21 protein-coding genes are annotated in these 16,936 nt (G+C 58.8%); 11 read left to right on the top strand and 10 right to left on the bottom strand.

Annotation, left to right across the window (positions count from 1 at the left end; translation table 11 throughout):
* Positions 1 to 3: 3 nt before the first annotated feature.
* Genes mlaD through ACP7B3_RS18935 form a run of 3 tightly spaced genes read right to left on the bottom strand, consistent with a single transcriptional unit; the run spans position 4 to position 2,077 of the window.
* The gene (gene mlaD, locus ACP7B3_RS18945; protein WP_005784855.1) at positions 4 to 471 is read right to left on the bottom strand and encodes an outer membrane lipid asymmetry maintenance protein MlaD; all 468 of its coding nucleotides are present in this window, start codon (positions 469 to 471) and stop codon (positions 4 to 6) included.
* Positions 471 to 1,268 carry a lipid asymmetry maintenance ABC transporter permease subunit MlaE gene (mlaE, locus tag ACP7B3_RS18940; protein WP_106578684.1) on the bottom strand — a complete coding sequence of 266 codons (798 nt, stop codon included), beginning with the start codon at positions 1,266 to 1,268 and terminating at the stop codon, positions 471 to 473. Before mlaE ends, mlaD begins: the two co-directional genes overlap by 1 nt.
* A complete protein-coding gene (locus ACP7B3_RS18935) occupies positions 1,268 to 2,077 on the bottom strand; it encodes an ATP-binding cassette domain-containing protein (protein ID WP_003171811.1) in 810 nt (269 codons plus the stop codon). The genes mlaE and ACP7B3_RS18935 overlap by 1 nt, the downstream gene beginning before the upstream one ends.
* Before the next feature lie 318 nt (positions 2,078 to 2,395).
* Here ACP7B3_RS18935 and ACP7B3_RS18930 point away from each other — a divergent pair, with 318 nt between their 5' ends.
* From ACP7B3_RS18930 to ACP7B3_RS18885, 10 genes are all read left to right on the top strand, one after another.
* Positions 2,396 to 3,370: a KpsF/GutQ family sugar-phosphate isomerase gene (locus tag ACP7B3_RS18930; RefSeq protein WP_106578683.1), complete on the top strand. Its 975-nt coding sequence runs from the start codon at positions 2,396 to 2,398 to the stop codon at positions 3,368 to 3,370.
* Entirely contained in the window at positions 3,371 to 3,895 is a 525-nt protein-coding gene (locus ACP7B3_RS18925; RefSeq protein ID WP_090409411.1) for a KdsC family phosphatase, read from the top strand.
* 8 nt (positions 3,896 to 3,903) lie between these two features.
* Positions 3,904 to 4,476 carry an LPS export ABC transporter periplasmic protein LptC gene (gene lptC, locus ACP7B3_RS18920; RefSeq protein ID WP_145165173.1) on the top strand — a complete coding sequence of 191 codons (573 nt, stop codon included), beginning with the start codon at positions 3,904 to 3,906 and terminating at the stop codon, positions 4,474 to 4,476.
* Complete coding sequence (gene lptA / locus ACP7B3_RS18915) at positions 4,463 to 5,038, top strand: lipopolysaccharide transport periplasmic protein LptA (protein WP_145165175.1); 576 nt, start codon at positions 4,463 to 4,465, stop codon at positions 5,036 to 5,038. The genes lptC and lptA overlap by 14 nt, the downstream gene beginning before the upstream one ends.
* Positions 5,038 to 5,763 (top strand): LPS export ABC transporter ATP-binding protein, encoded by a 726-nt coding sequence (lptB, locus tag ACP7B3_RS18910; protein ID WP_016974288.1) that lies wholly within the window; start codon positions 5,038 to 5,040, stop codon positions 5,761 to 5,763. The genes lptA and lptB overlap by 1 nt, the downstream gene beginning before the upstream one ends.
* A 184-nt stretch (positions 5,764 to 5,947) precedes the next feature.
* A complete protein-coding gene (locus tag ACP7B3_RS18905; RefSeq protein WP_426180191.1) occupies positions 5,948 to 7,441 on the top strand; it encodes an RNA polymerase factor sigma-54 in 1,494 nt (497 codons plus the stop codon).
* Positions 7,442 to 7,515: 74 nt separating this feature from the next.
* Positions 7,516 to 7,821 carry a ribosome hibernation-promoting factor, HPF/YfiA family gene (gene hpf / locus ACP7B3_RS18900; RefSeq protein WP_106578678.1) on the top strand — a complete coding sequence of 102 codons (306 nt, stop codon included), beginning with the start codon at positions 7,516 to 7,518 and terminating at the stop codon, positions 7,819 to 7,821.
* 9 nt (positions 7,822 to 7,830) lie between these two features.
* Positions 7,831 to 8,295 (top strand): PTS IIA-like nitrogen regulatory protein PtsN, encoded by a 465-nt coding sequence (gene ptsN / locus ACP7B3_RS18895; protein WP_058419319.1) that lies wholly within the window; start codon positions 7,831 to 7,833, stop codon positions 8,293 to 8,295.
* Positions 8,296 to 8,297: 2 nt separating this feature from the next.
* Positions 8,298 to 9,155, top strand: coding sequence for an RNase adapter RapZ (rapZ, locus tag ACP7B3_RS18890; RefSeq protein WP_145165179.1), 858 nt, complete (start codon positions 8,298 to 8,300; stop codon positions 9,153 to 9,155).
* 16 nt (positions 9,156 to 9,171) lie between these two features.
* Positions 9,172 to 9,444 (top strand): HPr family phosphocarrier protein, encoded by a 273-nt coding sequence (locus ACP7B3_RS18885; RefSeq protein WP_049709983.1) that lies wholly within the window; start codon positions 9,172 to 9,174, stop codon positions 9,442 to 9,444.
* Positions 9,445 to 9,546: 102 nt separating this feature from the next.
* Here ACP7B3_RS18885 and ACP7B3_RS18880 read toward each other — a convergent pair whose 3' ends face one another.
* From ACP7B3_RS18880 to pmbA, 6 genes are all read right to left on the bottom strand, one after another.
* The gene (locus tag ACP7B3_RS18880) at positions 9,547 to 10,440 is read right to left on the bottom strand and encodes a ZIP family metal transporter (protein ID WP_262207105.1); all 894 of its coding nucleotides are present in this window, start codon (positions 10,438 to 10,440) and stop codon (positions 9,547 to 9,549) included.
* A gap of 32 nt (positions 10,441 to 10,472) precedes the next feature.
* Positions 10,473 to 11,084: a superoxide dismutase gene (locus ACP7B3_RS18875; protein ID WP_426180187.1), complete on the bottom strand. Its 612-nt coding sequence runs from the start codon at positions 11,082 to 11,084 to the stop codon at positions 10,473 to 10,475.
* A 1-nt stretch (position 11,085) separates the two neighbouring features.
* The gene (locus ACP7B3_RS18870; protein WP_145165185.1) at positions 11,086 to 11,529 is read right to left on the bottom strand and encodes a hypothetical protein; all 444 of its coding nucleotides are present in this window, start codon (positions 11,527 to 11,529) and stop codon (positions 11,086 to 11,088) included.
* Positions 11,530 to 11,556: 27 nt separating this feature from the next.
* Positions 11,557 to 12,933, bottom strand: a complete 1,377-nt coding sequence (locus tag ACP7B3_RS18865; protein WP_426180185.1) for a class II fumarate hydratase — start codon at positions 12,931 to 12,933, stop codon at positions 11,557 to 11,559.
* Positions 12,926 to 13,321 (bottom strand): FagA protein, encoded by a 396-nt coding sequence (locus tag ACP7B3_RS18860; RefSeq protein ID WP_404486917.1) that lies wholly within the window; start codon positions 13,319 to 13,321, stop codon positions 12,926 to 12,928. The genes ACP7B3_RS18865 and ACP7B3_RS18860 overlap by 8 nt, the downstream gene beginning before the upstream one ends.
* A gap of 146 nt (positions 13,322 to 13,467) precedes the next feature.
* On the bottom strand, positions 13,468 to 14,814 hold the full coding sequence (pmbA, locus tag ACP7B3_RS18855) for a metalloprotease PmbA (RefSeq protein WP_124416442.1): 1,347 nt from the start codon (positions 14,812 to 14,814) through the stop codon (positions 13,468 to 13,470).
* Positions 14,815 to 14,922: 108 nt separating this feature from the next.
* Between pmbA and yjgA the strand changes: the two genes are divergently transcribed.
* Complete coding sequence (gene yjgA / locus ACP7B3_RS18850; protein WP_083360139.1) at positions 14,923 to 15,444, top strand: ribosome biogenesis factor YjgA; 522 nt, start codon at positions 14,923 to 14,925, stop codon at positions 15,442 to 15,444.
* A 45-nt stretch (positions 15,445 to 15,489) separates the two neighbouring features.
* On the opposite strand, the gene tldD is transcribed toward yjgA, so the two are convergent.
* A complete protein-coding gene (gene tldD, locus ACP7B3_RS18845; RefSeq protein WP_426180182.1) occupies positions 15,490 to 16,932 on the bottom strand; it encodes a metalloprotease TldD in 1,443 nt (480 codons plus the stop codon).
* Positions 16,933 to 16,936: the final 4 nt, after the last annotated feature.

The following is a 16,936-nucleotide window of genomic DNA, read 5'->3' as shown; positions in this document are numbered from 1 at the left end:
TCCTCATTTGGCGTCTTTATTGACCGTATTGAGCAGGAATTTACCGATCAAGTCTTCAAGCACCAGCGACGACTGTGTGTCGTGGATTGTCGAACCATCCTTGAGCAGGGCTGTTTCCCCGCCCACGCTGACGCCGATGTACTTCTCGCCCAGCAGACCCGCAGTGAGAATAGATGCAGTGGAGTCAGTCGGCAGATTATCTACCTTCTTGTCTACCTGCATGGTCACTCGCCCGGTGAAGCTGTCGCGATCCAGATCGATTGCCGTGACCTTGCCGATGGTTACACCGGCCATGGTCACTTTAGCTCTGACAGTCAAACCGGCGATATTGTCGAAGTAAGCGTAAAGTTTATAAGTATCGGCGGTCGGGCTGGCCGAAAGGCCACTGACTCGCAGGGCCAGCAAGAGTAAAGCCAGGATGCCAGCCAGCAAGAAAAGGCCGACACCGATTTCCACAGTGCGGTTTTGCATCAGAAATCTCCAAACATCAAGGCGGTCAAAATGAAGTCAAGGCCCAGTACCGCCAGCGAGGCGTACACAACGGTCTTGGTGGTGGCGCGACTGATCCCTTCTGAAGTGGGCTCACAGTCATAGCCTTGGAATACGGCGATCCACGTCACTACAAAGGCGAAAACGATGCTTTTGATGATGCCATTGAGCACGTCGCCGCTGAAGGTCACGCTGTTTTGCATGTTGCCCCAGTACGAGCCGTCATAGACGCCCAACCAGTCGACCGCTACCCACGAACCGCCCCAGATGCCCACCACGCTGAAAATCATCGCCAGCAGTGGCAGGGAAATGAAGCCGGCCCACAGGCGCGGGGCAACAATGTACTTGAGTGGGTCCACGCCGATCATTTCCAGGCTGGACAACTGCTCGGTGGACTTCATGTTGCCGATCTCGGCAGTCAGCGCAGAACCTGCGCGCCCGGCAAACAGCAAGGCGGTGACCACCGGGCCCAGCTCACGCAACAGCGTCAGGGCGACCATCTGCCCCACTGCCTGCTCCGAGCCGTAGCTGGAGAGGATATTGAACCCCTGCAACGCCAGCACCATGCCGATGAAAATCCCGGAAACCACGATGATCACCAGGGACATCACGCCTACTGAGTGCAGTTGCTTTAGCAGCAGGCCAAAGCCGCCCCCTATGCCGCCGCGACCGAGCAACGCGTGAAACAGGAAAATCGTCGAACGCCCAAGCACTTCGACCATGTCGATGCCCGAGCGACCGAAAAGGCGAACCTTTTCGATGAGAGATGTCTTGCGCATCAGCGCTTCCCCAGAAGATCTGAGCGGTAGTCCGCTGCCGGAAAATGAAAAGGCACCGGGCCATCGGGATCGCCGGTCATGAATTGGCGAATGCGCGGGTTGTCAGCGTTCATCAGCTCTTCAGGCGTGCCCTGCCCCAACACCTGGCCATCGCCTACCACATAGAGGTAGTCGGCGATGCTCGCGGTTTCAGCCAGGTCGTGGGACACCACGATACTGGTGATGCCGAGCGCATCGTTGAGCAGGCGGATCAGCCGCACCAGCACACCCATGGCAATGGGGTCCTGACCGACGAAGGGCTCGTCATACATGAGGATCTGCGGATCGAGAGCAATGGCACGCGCCAACGCGACACGGCGCTTCATGCCACCGGACAATTCGTCAGGCATCAGGTCGATGGCACCGCGAAGGCCCACGGCCTGCAGTTTCAGCAACACGATGTCACGAATCATTTCATCGGACAGCTGGGTATGCACCCGCAGCGGAAACGCCACGTTTTCGAAAACATCGAGGTCGGTGAACAAGGCACCGCTCTGGAACAGCACGCCCATATGCTTGCGGGCATCGAACAGATCGCTGCGCGACAGTGTCGGCAGGTTCTGACCGTTGACCCACACTTCGCCGGCGCTAGGGCGCAATTGCATGCCCATCAGGCGCAACAGGGTGGTCTTGCCGCAACCGGAAGGCCCCATGATGCCCGTGACTTTACCGCGGGGAATGCGAATATCGACGTTATTGAAGATGCTGCGCGTCCCGCGCTTGAAGGTAAGGCCCTTCAGCTCGACCGCGTAGGCGTTATCGGCACTCATCTAATCTCCTTGGGATGCAGCCTTTCACTCAGACACCATGTTTGCGACATTCGTTTGCAATGGGTGCGCAATAGTTTGCAACAGGTGCGCATTCATTAGTCACATGGGTTGGGCGGACCGAACTGGCGGCGAACTATATCACTGGTGGTACAGAGCCCCCAAGGCCGGAACAGCGCTCGTTCAGATTCGGGACAGGGAAAAACCTTGCTGGGCATGATTCTCGTGCACTAGCAGAATAAACCCTGACGAACTTGCGTGAGGGAATTGATCATTACCGCTATAATCGCCGACTTTTCGTCAGGCTATACGATTTCAGACATGAGCCAATCCAGCGACCTTATTCAATCCGCACAACGCACCATCCGCCTCGAGCTAGAAGCCGTAGAGGGCTTGCTGGCCCATATCGACGCGGATTTCGTACGTGCCTGCGAGATGATTCTGGCCAGCAAAGGCCGCGTTGTCGTGGTTGGCATGGGCAAGTCAGGCCACGTCGGCAACAAGATTGCCGCCACGCTGGCCAGCACCGGAACCACGGCTTTTTTCGTACACCCGGCCGAAGCCAGCCACGGCGACATGGGCATGATCACCAAGGATGACATCATCCTGGCCTTGTCGAACTCCGGCACCACCAACGAAATCGTGACCCTGCTGCCGCTGATCAAGCGCCTGGGCATCAAGATGGTCAGCATTACCGGCAACCCGGATTCGACGCTGGCCAAGGCCGCGGAAGTGAACTTGAATGTTCACGTAGCCCACGAAGCCTGCCCGCTGAACCTGGCGCCGACGTCCTCGACCACCGCCGCACTGGTCATGGGCGATGCCTTGGCCGTGGCGCTCTTGGAAGCTCGCGGTTTTACAGCTGAAGATTTCGCGTTTTCGCATCCAGGCGGCGCTCTCGGCCGTCGCCTGTTGCTGAAAGTGGAAAATGTCATGCATTCGGGGGATGAACTGCCCCACGTCCAGCGCGGCACCCTATTAAAGGACGCGCTGATGGAAATGACCCTCAAGCGCCTGGGCATGACTGTCATTCTGGAGTCCGACGGGCGTCTGGCCGGCGTTTTCACTGACGGTGACCTGCGCCGCACGCTGGACCGCAATCTCGACATTCAAACGGCTACGATCGATGAAGTCATGACCCCTCACGGCAAGACCGCACGCCCGGAAATGCTCGCGGCCGAAGCGTTGAAGATCATGGAAGACCACAAGATTCTTGCGCTGGTAGTCGTCGACGGCGACGATCACCCGGTTGGCGCCCTGAACATGCACGACTTGCTGCGTGCGGGAGTGATGTAAATGACCAGCGACCTGCTGCAACGCGGTAAAAACATCAAACTGGCAATTTTCGACGTCGATGGTGTGCTGACCGACGGCCGCCTGTACTTCCTCGAAGATGGCAGTGAATTCAAGACGTTCAACACCCTCGATGGCCAAGGCATCAAAATGTTGATGGCCGCGGGCGTGCAAACTGCAATTATCAGCGGTCGAAAAACACCGGTTGTGGAACGCCGTGCACAAAACCTGGGTATTCCTCACCTGTATCAGGGCCGTGAGGATAAACTGGTGGTTCTGGACGAGCTTCTTGGCCAACTCAACCTAAGCTATGAGCAGGTCGCCTATTTGGGCGATGACCTGCCTGACCTCCCGGTTATCCGCCGCGTAGGCCTGGGTATGGCCGTCGCCAATGCGGCGACTTTTGTTCGCGAGCACGCCCATGGCATCACCATAGCCCGTGGCGGCGAAGGTGCCGCCCGCGAGTTCTGCGAATTGATCCTGCGTGCCCAGGGCAGCCTTGAAGCGGCACACGCCGCCTACTTATAGAGCGTTTTATGCTGAGCAAAAAGATTCGCAATTTCCTGCTGTTCGGGGTCATCGCCGCACTGTTTCTGGCGGTAGGCTACTGGAATATCAGCCCCGAACGCTTTCTCGACAAGCCTGTTGCGCAGGTTGACGGAGGCGCCATCGACTATTACGCAACCAACGCCTACAGCGTGCAGTTCCTGCCGGATGGCAAGGTTCAGTATGAAATGACCTCGGACAAAGTCGAGCACCTGAAGTCGTCCGAAGTCACGTTGCTGACCAACCCGGACATGAACCTGTACCGCGGCACTGAGTTCCCTTGGCATGTCACCAGCAAGCATGGCGAGGTCAACCCGGACGGCACTCAAGTAGAACTGATCGACTCGGTACGTGTTGCACGTACTGACGATAAGAACCGCGACACTATTATTACCAGCAGTCGCATGACCGTTTTCCCACAACAGCAATATGCGCAGACCGAGCAAGACGTTAGAATCGACGGCGCTGGCGGTGTATCGACTGGCAAGGGAATGAAAGCGTATTTGAAAGAAAGCAGGATACACCTGCTATCGAACGTAAGAGGACAGTATGAGGCTCGTTAAAACCCTCCCTATTTTGCTCGGTCTGGGCGCAGCACTGGGAAGCGTGAGCGCCTGGGCTCTGCCGAACGATAGCCAGCAACCGATCCACATTCAGGCTGACGATGCGCAGCTGGATGACAAGCAAGGCGTTGCAACCTACACCGGTGCCGTGATCATCACCCAAGGGTCGATGAAAATTACCGGCAACACGGTGACGCTCACGCGTACGCCTGCGGGTGACATCGACGTGGTGACTTCGGTGGGTAACCTGGCCTATTTCGAACAGAAGCAGGCTGCTGCAGACCCTGCTCCGATGAAGGGCTACGGCAAGACCATCCAGTATCACGCCCAGCAAAACCGTATCATCCTGATCGATCAGGCCAGGGTCGTGAGCAGCGATGGCAACACCACGGACGGTGAGAAAATCACCTATGACACCGTGAAGCAGATCGCTCAGGCGGGTCGCGCCACCGGCGCGAAGATCGGCACGCCGAAGCCGCGTATCGACATGGTTATCCAGCCCAAGCAGAAAGACGCTGCCGCTCAGCCTGCGCCTAAACCCGCTGCGAAGAAGGCGAACTAATGGCAACCCTCAAAGCCCAGCATCTGGCCAAGGCTTACAAAAGCCGTCAGGTCGTGCGCGACGTCAGCCTGTCGATCGACAGCGGCCAGATCGTCGGCCTGCTCGGCCCTAACGGTGCCGGCAAAACCACGTGTTTCTATATGATCGTCGGGCTGGTCCAGGCGGATCAGGGCCGTGTATTGATCGACGACCTCGACGTGAGCCACCAGCCGATGCACGGCCGCGCACGCGCAGGTATCGGCTATCTCCCACAGGAAGCGTCGATCTTTCGCAAACTGTCGGTGTCGGACAACATCATGGCGATCCTCGAGACCCGCAAGGAACTCGACCGTGACGGCCGCCGCAAGGAGCTGGAAAGCCTGCTTCAGGAATTCCACATCAACCACATTCGCGACAACCTCGGCATGAGCCTGTCCGGTGGTGAGCGCCGTCGCGTGGAAATCGCACGTGCACTGGCAACCGCACCGAAGTTCATCCTGCTGGACGAACCGTTTGCCGGCGTTGACCCGATCTCGGTCGGCGACATCAAACAGATCATCCACCACCTCAAAGCCAAGGGCATCGGCGTGTTGATCACTGACCACAACGTCCGTGAAACCCTCGATATCTGTGAAACGGCTTATATCGTCAACGATGGCCAGCTGATCGCCGAGGGCGATTCAGCCACAATCCTGGCTAACGAACTGGTCAAGGAAGTGTATCTGGGCCACGAGTTCCGCCTGTAAGCACCGTGGTGTCACGGCTGTTCGCCAAGGCGCGCGGGAGTCAATAAAAACCTCTTTTTTTTATTGTTACCGCGCTCTAGGCAAAGCCCCCGACATCAGGCATATAATTTGCTTATGTTTGGCGCTCACGCGCCCTGTCGTGGATGGCGCATTGCGCCGGCGAATAAGGTGTTAAGCCCCTGCCATGAAACCATCGCTAGTCCTGAGAATGGGCCAGCAGCTGACGATGACACCTCAGCTGCAACAGGCCATCCGCCTGCTCCAATTGTCGACCCTGGACCTGCAACAGGAAATCCAGGAGGCCCTGGAGTCCAATCCGATGCTCGAACGCCAGGAAGAAGGCGACGACTTCGATAATGCAGACCCGCTGGCCGACAACATCGAGCAAAAATCCAACTCCGACGTGCAGGAACCCTCCTATCAGGAAACCGCCCCAACGGTGGATAACCTTGAGGAAGGCGAATGGAACGAACGCATCCCCAACGACCTTCCCGTGGATACCGCGTGGGAAGACGTTTACCAGACCAGCGCCAGCAGCCTGCCCAGCAATGACGATGACGAATGGGATTTCACCACCCGCACGTCCGCTGGCGAAAGCCTGCAAAGCCATTTGTTGTGGCAACTTAACCTCGCGCCGATGTCCGACACCGATCGCCTGATCGCTGTCACTCTGATCGACTGCATCAATAACCAGGGCTACCTGGACGAAACCCTTGATGAAATCCTCGAGGCCTTCGACCCGGAGCTGGACATCGAGCTGGACGAAATCGAAGCCGTCCTTCACCGCATTCAACAGTTTGAGCCCGCCGGCATCGGCGCTCGCACCCTCAGCGAGTGCCTGTTGCTGCAATTGCGTCAACTGCCCGCCAAGACGCTTTGGCTCGCCGAGGCCCAGCGCCTGGTCACCGATTACATCGACCTGCTGGGCAGCCGCGACTACAGCCAACTGATGCGCCGCATGAAGCTCAAGGAAGACGACCTGCGCCAAGTCATCGAGCTGGTACAGAGCCTCAATCCGCGCCCCGGCTCGCAAATCGAGTCCAGCGAAGCCGAATACGTCGTTCCCGACGTGATCGTGCGCAAGGACAACGAGCGCTGGCTGGTGGAGCTTAATCAGGAATCGGTGCCACGCTTGCGCGTCAACCCGCAATACGCAGGCTTTGTGCGCCGCGCCGACACCAGTGCCGATAACACTTTCATGCGCAACCAGTTGCAGGAAGCGCGCTGGTTCATCAAGAGCCTGCAAAGCCGCAATGAAACCCTGATGAAAGTGGCCACCCAGATCGTCGAGCACCAGCGCGGCTTCCTGGAATATGGCGACGAGGCAATGAAACCGTTGGTGCTGCATGACATTGCCGAGGCGGTGGGCATGCACGAATCAACGATCTCCCGGGTGACCACGCAGAAGTTCATGCATACCCCACGGGGTATTTATGAGTTGAAATACTTTTTCTCCAGCCATGTCAGCACCTCCGAAGGCGGCGAATGCTCGTCCACGGCGATCCGCGCGATCATCAAAAAACTGGTTGCTGCGGAAAATCAGAAAAAGCCGTTGAGTGACAGCAAGATCGCTGGTTTACTGGAGGCACAAGGCATTCAGGTCGCCCGTCGAACCGTCGCCAAGTACCGCGAGTCCCTCGGGATCGCGCCTTCCAGCGAGCGTAAGCGTTTGATGTGACGGGCGGGCCATAGCGTTCCAGTGGCAGGCGTTTTGCCTGCCGCTTTATGCACTGGCAACGAAGGAGAAGCTGTATGCAAGTCAACATCAGTGGACACCAACTGGAAGTTACCAAGCCCCTGCGTGAGTACACCGAGAGCAAGCTGAACAAGCTTGCGGGGCATTTTGACAAGATCACCAACGTGCAGGTCATCATGGAGGTCGACAAGCTCAAGCAAAAAATCGAGGCCACCCTGCACGTACCGAATGCGAAGCTCGTCGCCAATGCGGAGCATGAAGACATGTACGCAGCGATTGACTCGCTCTACGACAAGCTGGACCGCCAACTCATAAAGCATAAGGAAAAGTATCTGCACCTGATGCAAGGTACAGGTCGTTAACTCTCCCCCATGATCCAACTTGAAACCATCCTGACCCCCGGCCGTTCACTCGTGAACGCGCCGGGCGGCAGCAAGAAGAAAGCCCTCGAACACATCGCCAACCTGATCAGCCGTGAAGTGCCTGAGCTGGATGAGCAAGTTGTGTTCAAGGCCCTGATTGACCGTGAAAAGCTGGGTTCGACCGGTTTTGGTAACGGCATCGCCATTCCTCACTGCCGCCTTGAAGGCTGTACTTCTCCCGTAAGTGCACTTTTACACCTGCAAGAAAAAATCGATTTTGATGCCATCGACGGCGCCCCGGTCGACCTGCTGTTCGTTCTGCTGGTCCCGCAAGCTGCTACCGATGCACACCTGGAACTGCTCCGGCAGATCGCCAGCATGCTCGACCGCAAGGAAGTACGCGACAAACTGCGCAGTGCCAGCAGCAACGAGGCGCTCTATCAGGTTGTCCTGGATGAACAAAACAGGCAGTAATCATGCGTTTGATCATCGTCAGCGGCCGTTCCGGCTCGGGTAAAAGCACCGCACTCAATGTCCTTGAAGACAATGGCTTCTATTGCATCGACAACCTGCCCGCCGGCCTGCTGCCGGAGCTGGCCGAGCGTGCGCTGATTCACACTGAGTTGGCGCAGCCGCTGGTTGCCGTTTCAATTGATGCACGTAATCTCCCCAGCCACCTCTCGCGATTTCCTGAATTGCTCGAAGAAGTGCGGGCCAAGCACATCCATTGCGACGTGCTGTACCTGGATGCCGACGAAGAGACGCTGCTCAAGCGCTTCTCTGAAACCCGTCGACGTCACCCTCTGAGCAGCCCTCACCGCTCGCTGGCCGAGGCCATTGAGGACGAGACCACGCTGCTGGGGCCGATCATCGACCTCGCCGATCTCAAGATCAATACCACCGGCTTGAACTTGTATCAGCTGCGCGACGCCATCAAACTACGCCTGCTGAATCAACCAGAGCCTGGCACGGCATTTCTCGTCGAGTCGTTTGGCTTTAAACGAGGCATGCCGGTCGATGCCGACCTGGTGTTCGATGTTCGCTGCCTGCCCAACCCTTACTGGAAGCCGGAGCTGCGTGATCAGTCGGGGCTGGATCAGCCGGTGGCCGAGTACCTGGCTGCGCAACCGGATGTCGAAGAGATGTTCCAGGACATTTCCAGCTACCTGCTTAAATGGTTGCCACGTTTTGCCGCGAGTAATCGTGCCTATGTCACCATCGCCATCGGCTGCACCGGCGGCCATCACCGTTCTGTCTACCTGACTGAACGCCTGGGCCAGGTGCTGCAACAAACCCTCAAGAACGTCCAGGTTCGCCACCGCGACCTTAGCTGAAAGGAACACCTGTTCGATGCCCGCTCTGGAAATTGAAATCATCAACAAGCTGGGCCTGCACGCTCGCGCTTCCGCCAAATTCGTCGGTGTGGCCGGGCAGTTCCCTTGCCAGATCCGGGCCGGGCGCACTCCAGAATCCATGGTCGACGGCAAGAGCATCATGGCCATGATGATGCTGGCTGCTGGCAAGGGCACCAAGATTCACTTGAAGACTGAAGGCGAGCAGGAACAGGAAGCGATGGACGCGCTGGTAAAGCTGATCAATAACTTCTTTGACGAAGGCGAATAACCACGTCCAGGCATCGGCTTGCTGGCGGGACGCCCTCAAGCCTTGCCGTCACCGGGCGGACGCCACCGTTGCCAAGCCGGGCTTGTAATAATGGGCCGAGGTTTATCCCAGAGCAGTATCCATCACCATCATCAAGCAGAACCCGATGCACAGTCCCAGGCTGGCAAGCTTTTCGTGACCATTGCGGCGCGATTCGGGAATCACTTCGTGCGTCACCACCAGCAACATCGCCCCAGCCGCGAGTGCGAGCCCCAGCGGCAACAAAATTTCCGCCAGGCTCACCAGCCAGGCACAGAGCACCGCAAATACCGGTTCGACCAACCCTGACGCAGCGCCGATCAGGAACGCTTTGATCCGCGACATCCCTGCCCCGGCCAAGACCAGCGCAATCACTAAACCTTCCGGAACATCCTGCAGGGCGATGCCCATGGCCAGGCTGTCGGCATCCGGCATGCCGCCACCCGCCGAGACACCTACGGCCATGCCCTCCGGAATGTTGTGGGCAATGATGGCAAACACGAACAACCAAATGCGCGGTGGAATCACCGGCTTGTCCGGCGTGCCCACCAGCATTTCCGGGCTGGCGCCGGAGACCTTGCGGTCAACCAGGTACAACCCGAACGCACCGAGCATGATGCCGAAGCTGATCAAACCACTGGCTCCCCAAGGCGATAGCCCAAGGCCTTCAGCGGCCGCAATACCAGGCACGATCAGCGAAAAGGCCGTCGCCGCCAACATCACACCGGCGCCGAATCCCAGCAAGGTATCGCTGAGCGCTACCGGCATCCGGCGAATCACCAGCACCGGGACTGCGCCCAGTGCAGTGCCAAGCGCGCAGATCGCCCCGCCCTGCAAGGCGCGCAGGATGCGCGGTTCAAGATCCAGCCAGGCCAGCCCGTGGGCCACCAGCAATGCAGTGCCTGCCAATAGCAGCAGCGAACCAAACGCATAACGAAACATTCGTCCGCTGCTGATCGCCAGTGTTTCAGTGCCCATAGTCGGCCTTAGATCTTGTTATTGGATGAATATCAGGCCACGGCGGCCTGGTAGCGTGCGGCGACTTCCGGCCAGTTGATGACGCTGTAGAAGGCGTTGATGTATTCCGGGCGGCGGTTCTGGTAGAGCAGGTAGTAAGCGTGCTCCCAGACGTCCAGACCGAGGATCGGCGTGTTGCCGTTCATCAGTGGGCTGTCCTGGTTGCCGCTGCTTTCGACCACCAGAGTTTTTTGCGGCGTGACGCTCAACCAGGCCCAGCCGCTGCCGAATCGGGTCAAGGCGGCCTTGGTGAAGGCGTCCTTGAAACTGTCGAAGCCGCCCAGTTGCGTCTCGATCGCTGTGCCTAGCGCGCCCTCGGGTTTGCCACCGCCTTTGGGAGACATCACCGCCCAGAACAACGAATGGTTAGCGTGACCGCCACCTTGGTTAATCACCGCTGCGCGTAGTTTTTCCGGCAGTTGCTGGACGCTGGAGACCAGCTTTTCAACCGTCCAGCCCGCAAACTCGGTGCCCTCGACCGCCGCATTCAGATTGTTGATGTAGGTCTGGTGATGCTTGGTGTAGTGGATTTCCATGGTCTGCGCATCGATATGCGGCTCCAGGGCATCATAGGCGTAGGGCAAGGCAGGCAAGGTGTAGGACATATCAATGTGCTCCGTAATAGGGACTGTTGCGGGTCGACGCTTGCGATTGCGCCGCAGTGCCACCCAGCAAGCGATGGGTCCGCGGGTACTCGCCGTGATCACTGATGAAGTTCAACAGTTCGACGTAGGTCTTGCTGCTCTGGCGCAGCGCCGCCTCGCGCAATTGCGGGCTCAGGCGCGGGTCCTGCATGGTCTGCAACAGGCGTTGATGGATAGCGCACAGGTATTCCGCACTTTCCTCAGGCTGGTTCAGGCGCAGGTGCAAGTCCGCCAGGTTGTGATGGGAGATGACGCAAGCCGCCACTGCTTCGTCGGCATCCGCCCAGCGCTCGAATAACACTTGAGCCAGGGCCAGGGCTTGCAAATAGGCCTCGCGAGCGTCAACCAATTCGCCCTGCATAAAACAGCGATTGGCTCGTTCGATCGTGCGTTTCCAGTGCTCCATGGTGAGCCTCCAAAGCAGAGTCGGTGATTACACGCCGCCGGCCGTGAGCTTTTCCGGATCCAGCAGGATCTCGAGTTGGCTACGTGACAAGTCGGTGTGCTCGAGGGCGACATCAATTACCGGACGGCCTTGCTGGTAGGCCTTCTTGGCAATTTCAGCGGCTTTTTGGTAACCAATGATCGGGTTGAGGGCCGTGACCAGAATCGGGTTGCGCGACAGCGCTTCCTTGAGCTTGGCCTCGTTGACTTTGAAGCTGGCGATGGCCTTGTCCGCCAGCAATCGGCTGGAATTAGCCAGCAGTTCGAGGCTGCTGAGCAGGTTTTGGGCAATGATCGGCAGCATCACGTTGAGTTCAAAGTTGCCGGACTGACCCGCAACAGTGATCACGGTGTCATTGCCGATGACTTGCGCAGCAACCATGGCAGTCGCTTCAGGGATCACCGGATTGACCTTGCCAGGCATGATCGAAGAGCCCGGCTGCAAGCCCTCCAGTTCGATTTCACCCAGGCCCGCGAGCGGTCCGGAGTTCATCCAGCGCAAATCGTTGGCAATTTTCATCAGCGAGACGGCGGTGGCTTTCAGCTGGCCGGAGACGGCCACAGCGGTGTCCTGGGAGCCAATCAACGCGAACAGGTTCTTGCCCGGTGTGAATTTCACGCCGGTCAGGGTGCTCAGTTGCTGGCTGAAACGCGCGGCGAATTCCGGGGGTGCGTTGATCCCGGTGCCGACCGCCGTGCCGCCCTGTGCCAGGGCTTGCAAGCTCGGCAGCAAGTCCTGCAAGTGACCGATATTGGCTTTGAGTTGTTGCGCCCAGCCGTTAAGCACTTGGCTCATACGCACCGGCATGGCGTCCATCAAGTGGGTGCGGCCGGTTTTGATGAACGGATGGACCTCCTCGGCCTTGTGTTCGATCACCTGCACCAGGTGCAGCAAGGCCGGCAGCGTTTGCTCGTGCAACACCAATGCGGCGCTGACGTGAATGGTGGTCGGGATAATGTCGTTGCTGCTTTGGCCGCAGTTCACGTGGTCGTTGGGGTTGACCGCTTCGCCCAACAAACGGCTGGCGAGGGTCGCAATCACTTCGTTGGCGTTCATGTTGGAGCTGGTGCCGGAACCGGTCTGGAAGATATCCACCGGAAAGTGCGGCATGTAATCACCTTCCAGCAAACCCTGAGCGGCGTCGACAATGGCTTTGCCTTGCGCTTCGCTGATCTGCTTGAGGTCGACGTTGACCTTGGCGGCGGCGGCCTTGGCCAAAATCAGGGCGCGAATGAATTGCGCCGGCATACGCTGGTCGCTGATTGGGAAGTTGTTCACCGCGCGCTGGGTTTGCGCGCCATACAGGGCCCCGGCAGGCACTTGCAGTTCGCCCATGCTGTCGCGTTCGATACGGGTGTTACTCATCGGAAGATCCTTGCACCAGGTCAGAAACGGAAATGGAGGGCAGCAATTCGCAGGTCGCCAATTGCCAGGCAAAGGTCTGCCAGCGCTTGAGGCGGCAGGCACAGTGAGAGAGTTTTTCCAGGTCACGCAGCGGGCGCCAAGCCTGGTCCAGGCACATGGATCGCCAATGCCAGGGCAAGGCGACATCGCTGGCGGTGTCGATCAACAAACGGAATGATGTTTCAGCGATCGTCCACGGATGGGTCGCGGTGCAGCACGCCAGGTATCGACCCTCATTGAGGTAATGTTCGATCAGGCGAGGTTCATTGGGATCGAGGCCGCAGCGAATCTGACGACTCATCCAGCGCCAGCTTTCCAGGTACGGATCCTCATGCAGGACAGAACTCATGATCCACACTCATTCGGTAATGATATTTATTATTAAATGATATTGAGAATCAAAACAAGGGTGGCACGCGAATCCACCCGTGATGCGGGCATAAAAAAGGCGCGCCATCTGTAGGATGGCGCGCCTTTTTTTGAGACGTTGAGTGTTTAGCTGCCGGCGACGGTCATCCGCTCGATCAACACCGACCCCGTGCGAATATTGCTGCGCAGCTCCAGATCGTTACCGACGGCAACGATCTGCTTGAACATGTCGCGCATGTTGCCGGCAATAGTCACTTCCTGGACGGCGAACTGAATCTCGCCGTTTTCCACCCAGAAACCGGCGGCGCCGCGGGAATAGTCACCCGTGACCATATTCAGGCCACTGCCCATCAATTCGGTCACCAGCAGGCCGCGGCCCATGCGACGCAGCAGCGCAGCCTGGTCTTCGTCGCCATGGGTCACGAACAGGTTGTGCACGCCACCGGAGTTGGCCGTGCTCGGCAGCCCCAGCTTGCGACCGGCGTAAGTGCCCAACACGTACGAGACCAGCTCGCCCTTCTCGACGAACGGCTTGGCATAGGTCGCCAGGCCATCACCGTCGAAGGCGGAACTGCCCATGGCACGCATCAAATGAGGACGCTCATCGATGGTCAGCCACTCAGGGAACAACTTCTGGCCGATTGCGCCCTCAAGGAACGAGGACTTGCGGTACAGATTCCCACCGGAAATCGCCCCCAGGAAGCTGCCAAACAGGCCGCCGGCAAGTTCGGCCGAGAACAGCACCGGCACTTCACACGTCGGCACCGGACGCGCGCCCAAACGGCTGGCCGCGCGCTGCGCAGCGCGCTGACCAATACTGACCGGGTTCGCCAGCAATTCACCCTGACGGCTTACGTCATACCAATAATCACGCTGCATCTGGCCATCGGCTTCGGCGATCATCACGCAGCTCAAGCTATGGCGAGTAGAAGCGTAACCGCCGATAAAACCGTGGCTGTTGCCGTAAACACGGCAACCCTGATGGGTGCTCAAGGTGGTGCCATCAGCATTCTTGATGCGGGGATCGGCATCAAACGCCGCAGCTTCGCAGATCAGCGCCTGCTCGATAGCCTGCTCAGGCGTGATGTCCCAGGCGTGAAAGAGGTCGAAATCCTTCAAGTCCTTGGCCATAAGCGCTTTGTCGGCCAAGCCCGAGCTTTCGTCTTCGGACGTGTGCTTGGCAATCGCCAACGCAGCAGCGACAGTTTCGCGAATCGCTTCCGGACCGCTGGCCGACGTACTCGCCGAGCCTTTGCGCTGCCCCGAATACAAGGTGATACCAAAACCCTGATCGCGATTGAATTCGACAGTTTCCACTTCCCGCTGGCGCACCGACGTCGACAGCCCCTGCTCCAGCGATACGGCCACTTCACAGGCACTGGCACCCTGGCGCTTGGCCTCGGCAAGGATCTGCTCGACTTGTTCCTGCAGTGCCGGTAACGCTTGCGGACCGACGCTTTGGGCTGCACTCATGGTTTTCTCCACTCAAATTCTGCTTTCGGTTAAGGCCATCGAGCGACCGGGCCGGACAAGCGGCCCCCGACTGGTTATCATGGCGGCGTTTCTTTGCGGACTGCCACCATGGTTGATTCTTACGACGACTCCCTCGATGGGGAGAAAAGCAAAACCCAGGTCAAACGCGAGCTGCATGCTCTGGTTGACCTTGGCGAGCGCCTTACAACGCTCAAGCCGGATTTGGTTGCAAAACTGCCACTGACCGACGAAATGCGTCGGGCCCTGGCGGATGCGCCCAAGCACACCGCGAATATCGCGCGTAAACGGCACATCATGTTTATCGGCAAATTGATGCGCGATCAGGACACTGACGCCATTCTGACGTTGCTCGATCAACTCGATGCCTCCACTCGCCAGTACAACGAACGTTTCCATAACCTGGAACGTTGGCGTGACCGCCTGATTTCGGGCGATGACGCTGTACTGGAGAAATTCGTGGTGGACTACCCGGACGCGGACCGCCAGCAACTGCGCTCCCTGATCCGTCAGGCCCAGCACGAACTGGCGCAAAACAAGGCTCCGGCCACCAGCCGTAAAATTTTCAAGTACATCCGTGAGCTGGACGAGACTCAACGCGGCCTGCGCTGATCCTCTTCCCCGGGTGGCGTTCTGCGCCACCCGAAGCTCCACCGCTTACGACCCCGTGCCACCCACGGTGATCGCATCAATCTTCAAGGTTGGCTGGCCAACGCCGACCGGCACCGACTGCCCATCCTTGCCGCATGTGCCCACGCCGCTGTCCAGCGACAGGTCGTTACCGACCATCGACACCTTGCTCATGGCTTCCGGCCCGTTACCAATCAACGTCGCCCCTTTGACCGGCGCGGTAATCTTGCCGTCTTCGATCAGGTACGCCTCGCTGGTGGAGAACACAAACTTACCGCTGGTGATATCCACCTGGCCGCCGCCGAGGTTGGCGCAGTAGATCCCGCGTTTGACCGAGGCGATGATTTCCGCCGGATCGCTTTCGCCACCGAGCATGTAGGTATTGGTCATACGTGGCATCGGCAAGTGCGCGTAGGACTCACGACGGCCGTTACCGGTGCGCGCCACGCCCATCAGGCGCGCATTGAGTTTGTCTTGCATGTAGCCCTTGAGCACACCGTTTTCAATCAGCGTGGTGCACTCGGTCGGCGTGCCTTCATCGTCAACGCTCAACGAACCACGGCGACCCGCCAAGGTACCGTCGTCGACAATGGTGCAAAGCTTGGACGCGACCATCTCGCCCATGCGCCCGCTGTAGGCCGAACTGCCCTTGCGATTGAAGTCGCCTTCCAGGCCGTGGCCCACCGCTTCGTGCAGCAAAACCCCGGACCAGCCCGAACCCAACACCACCGGCAAGGTACCGGCGGGTGCTGGGATGGCTTCCAGGTTAACCAGCGCCTGGCGCAGCGCCTCGCGGGCATAGCCCATGGCGCGGTCGTCAGAAAGGAAATACCGGTAGTCGGTACGCCCGCCGCCGCCATGGCCACCGCGCTCGCGGCGACCATTCTGCTCAACGATCACGCTGACATTAAACCGTACCAACGGCCGTACATCTGCCGCCAGCCCGCCGTCGGTGGACGCCACCAGAATGCGTTCCCACACACCGGCCATGCTCACGGTCACTTGCTGTATGCGTGGGTCGAGGGCACGGGTAGCGGCGTCGATACGCTTGAGCAAGTCGACCTTTTCCGCACGGCTGATCACTTCCAGAGGGTTATCCGGCGCGTACAACTGCGCCAAGTCCTGGGTACTGAACGCCTGCACCGTGCCGTTCTGGCCAGCGCGGGAAATCGAGCGCGCTGCGCGGGCCGCCAGGCCCAGCGCTTCAAGGGTAATGGCATTACTGTAGGCAAACCCGGTCTTTTCACCGGATTGCGCACGCACGCCCACGCCCTGATCAAGGTTGAAACTGCCTTCCTTGACGATGCCGTCTTCGAGGGCCCATGACTCGGAAATCTGCCCCTGGAAATACAGGTCCGCCGCGTCGATGCCTGGCCCGGCCAGGTCGCCGAGCACGGTTTGCAAGCTTTCGATGGTCACGCCACCGGGTGCCAGGAGGTGTTCACTGACTGAGGACAACAACTCGCTCATAGGT

The sequence above is a fragment of the Pseudomonas sp. TWRC1-2 genome (assembly GCF_049896685.1).
In the GTDB taxonomy this organism is placed as follows: domain Bacteria; phylum Pseudomonadota; class Gammaproteobacteria; order Pseudomonadales; family Pseudomonadaceae; genus Aquipseudomonas.
Note: the sequence above shows the minus strand (reverse complement) of the source record. Positions and strands in the feature narration are given on the sequence as shown.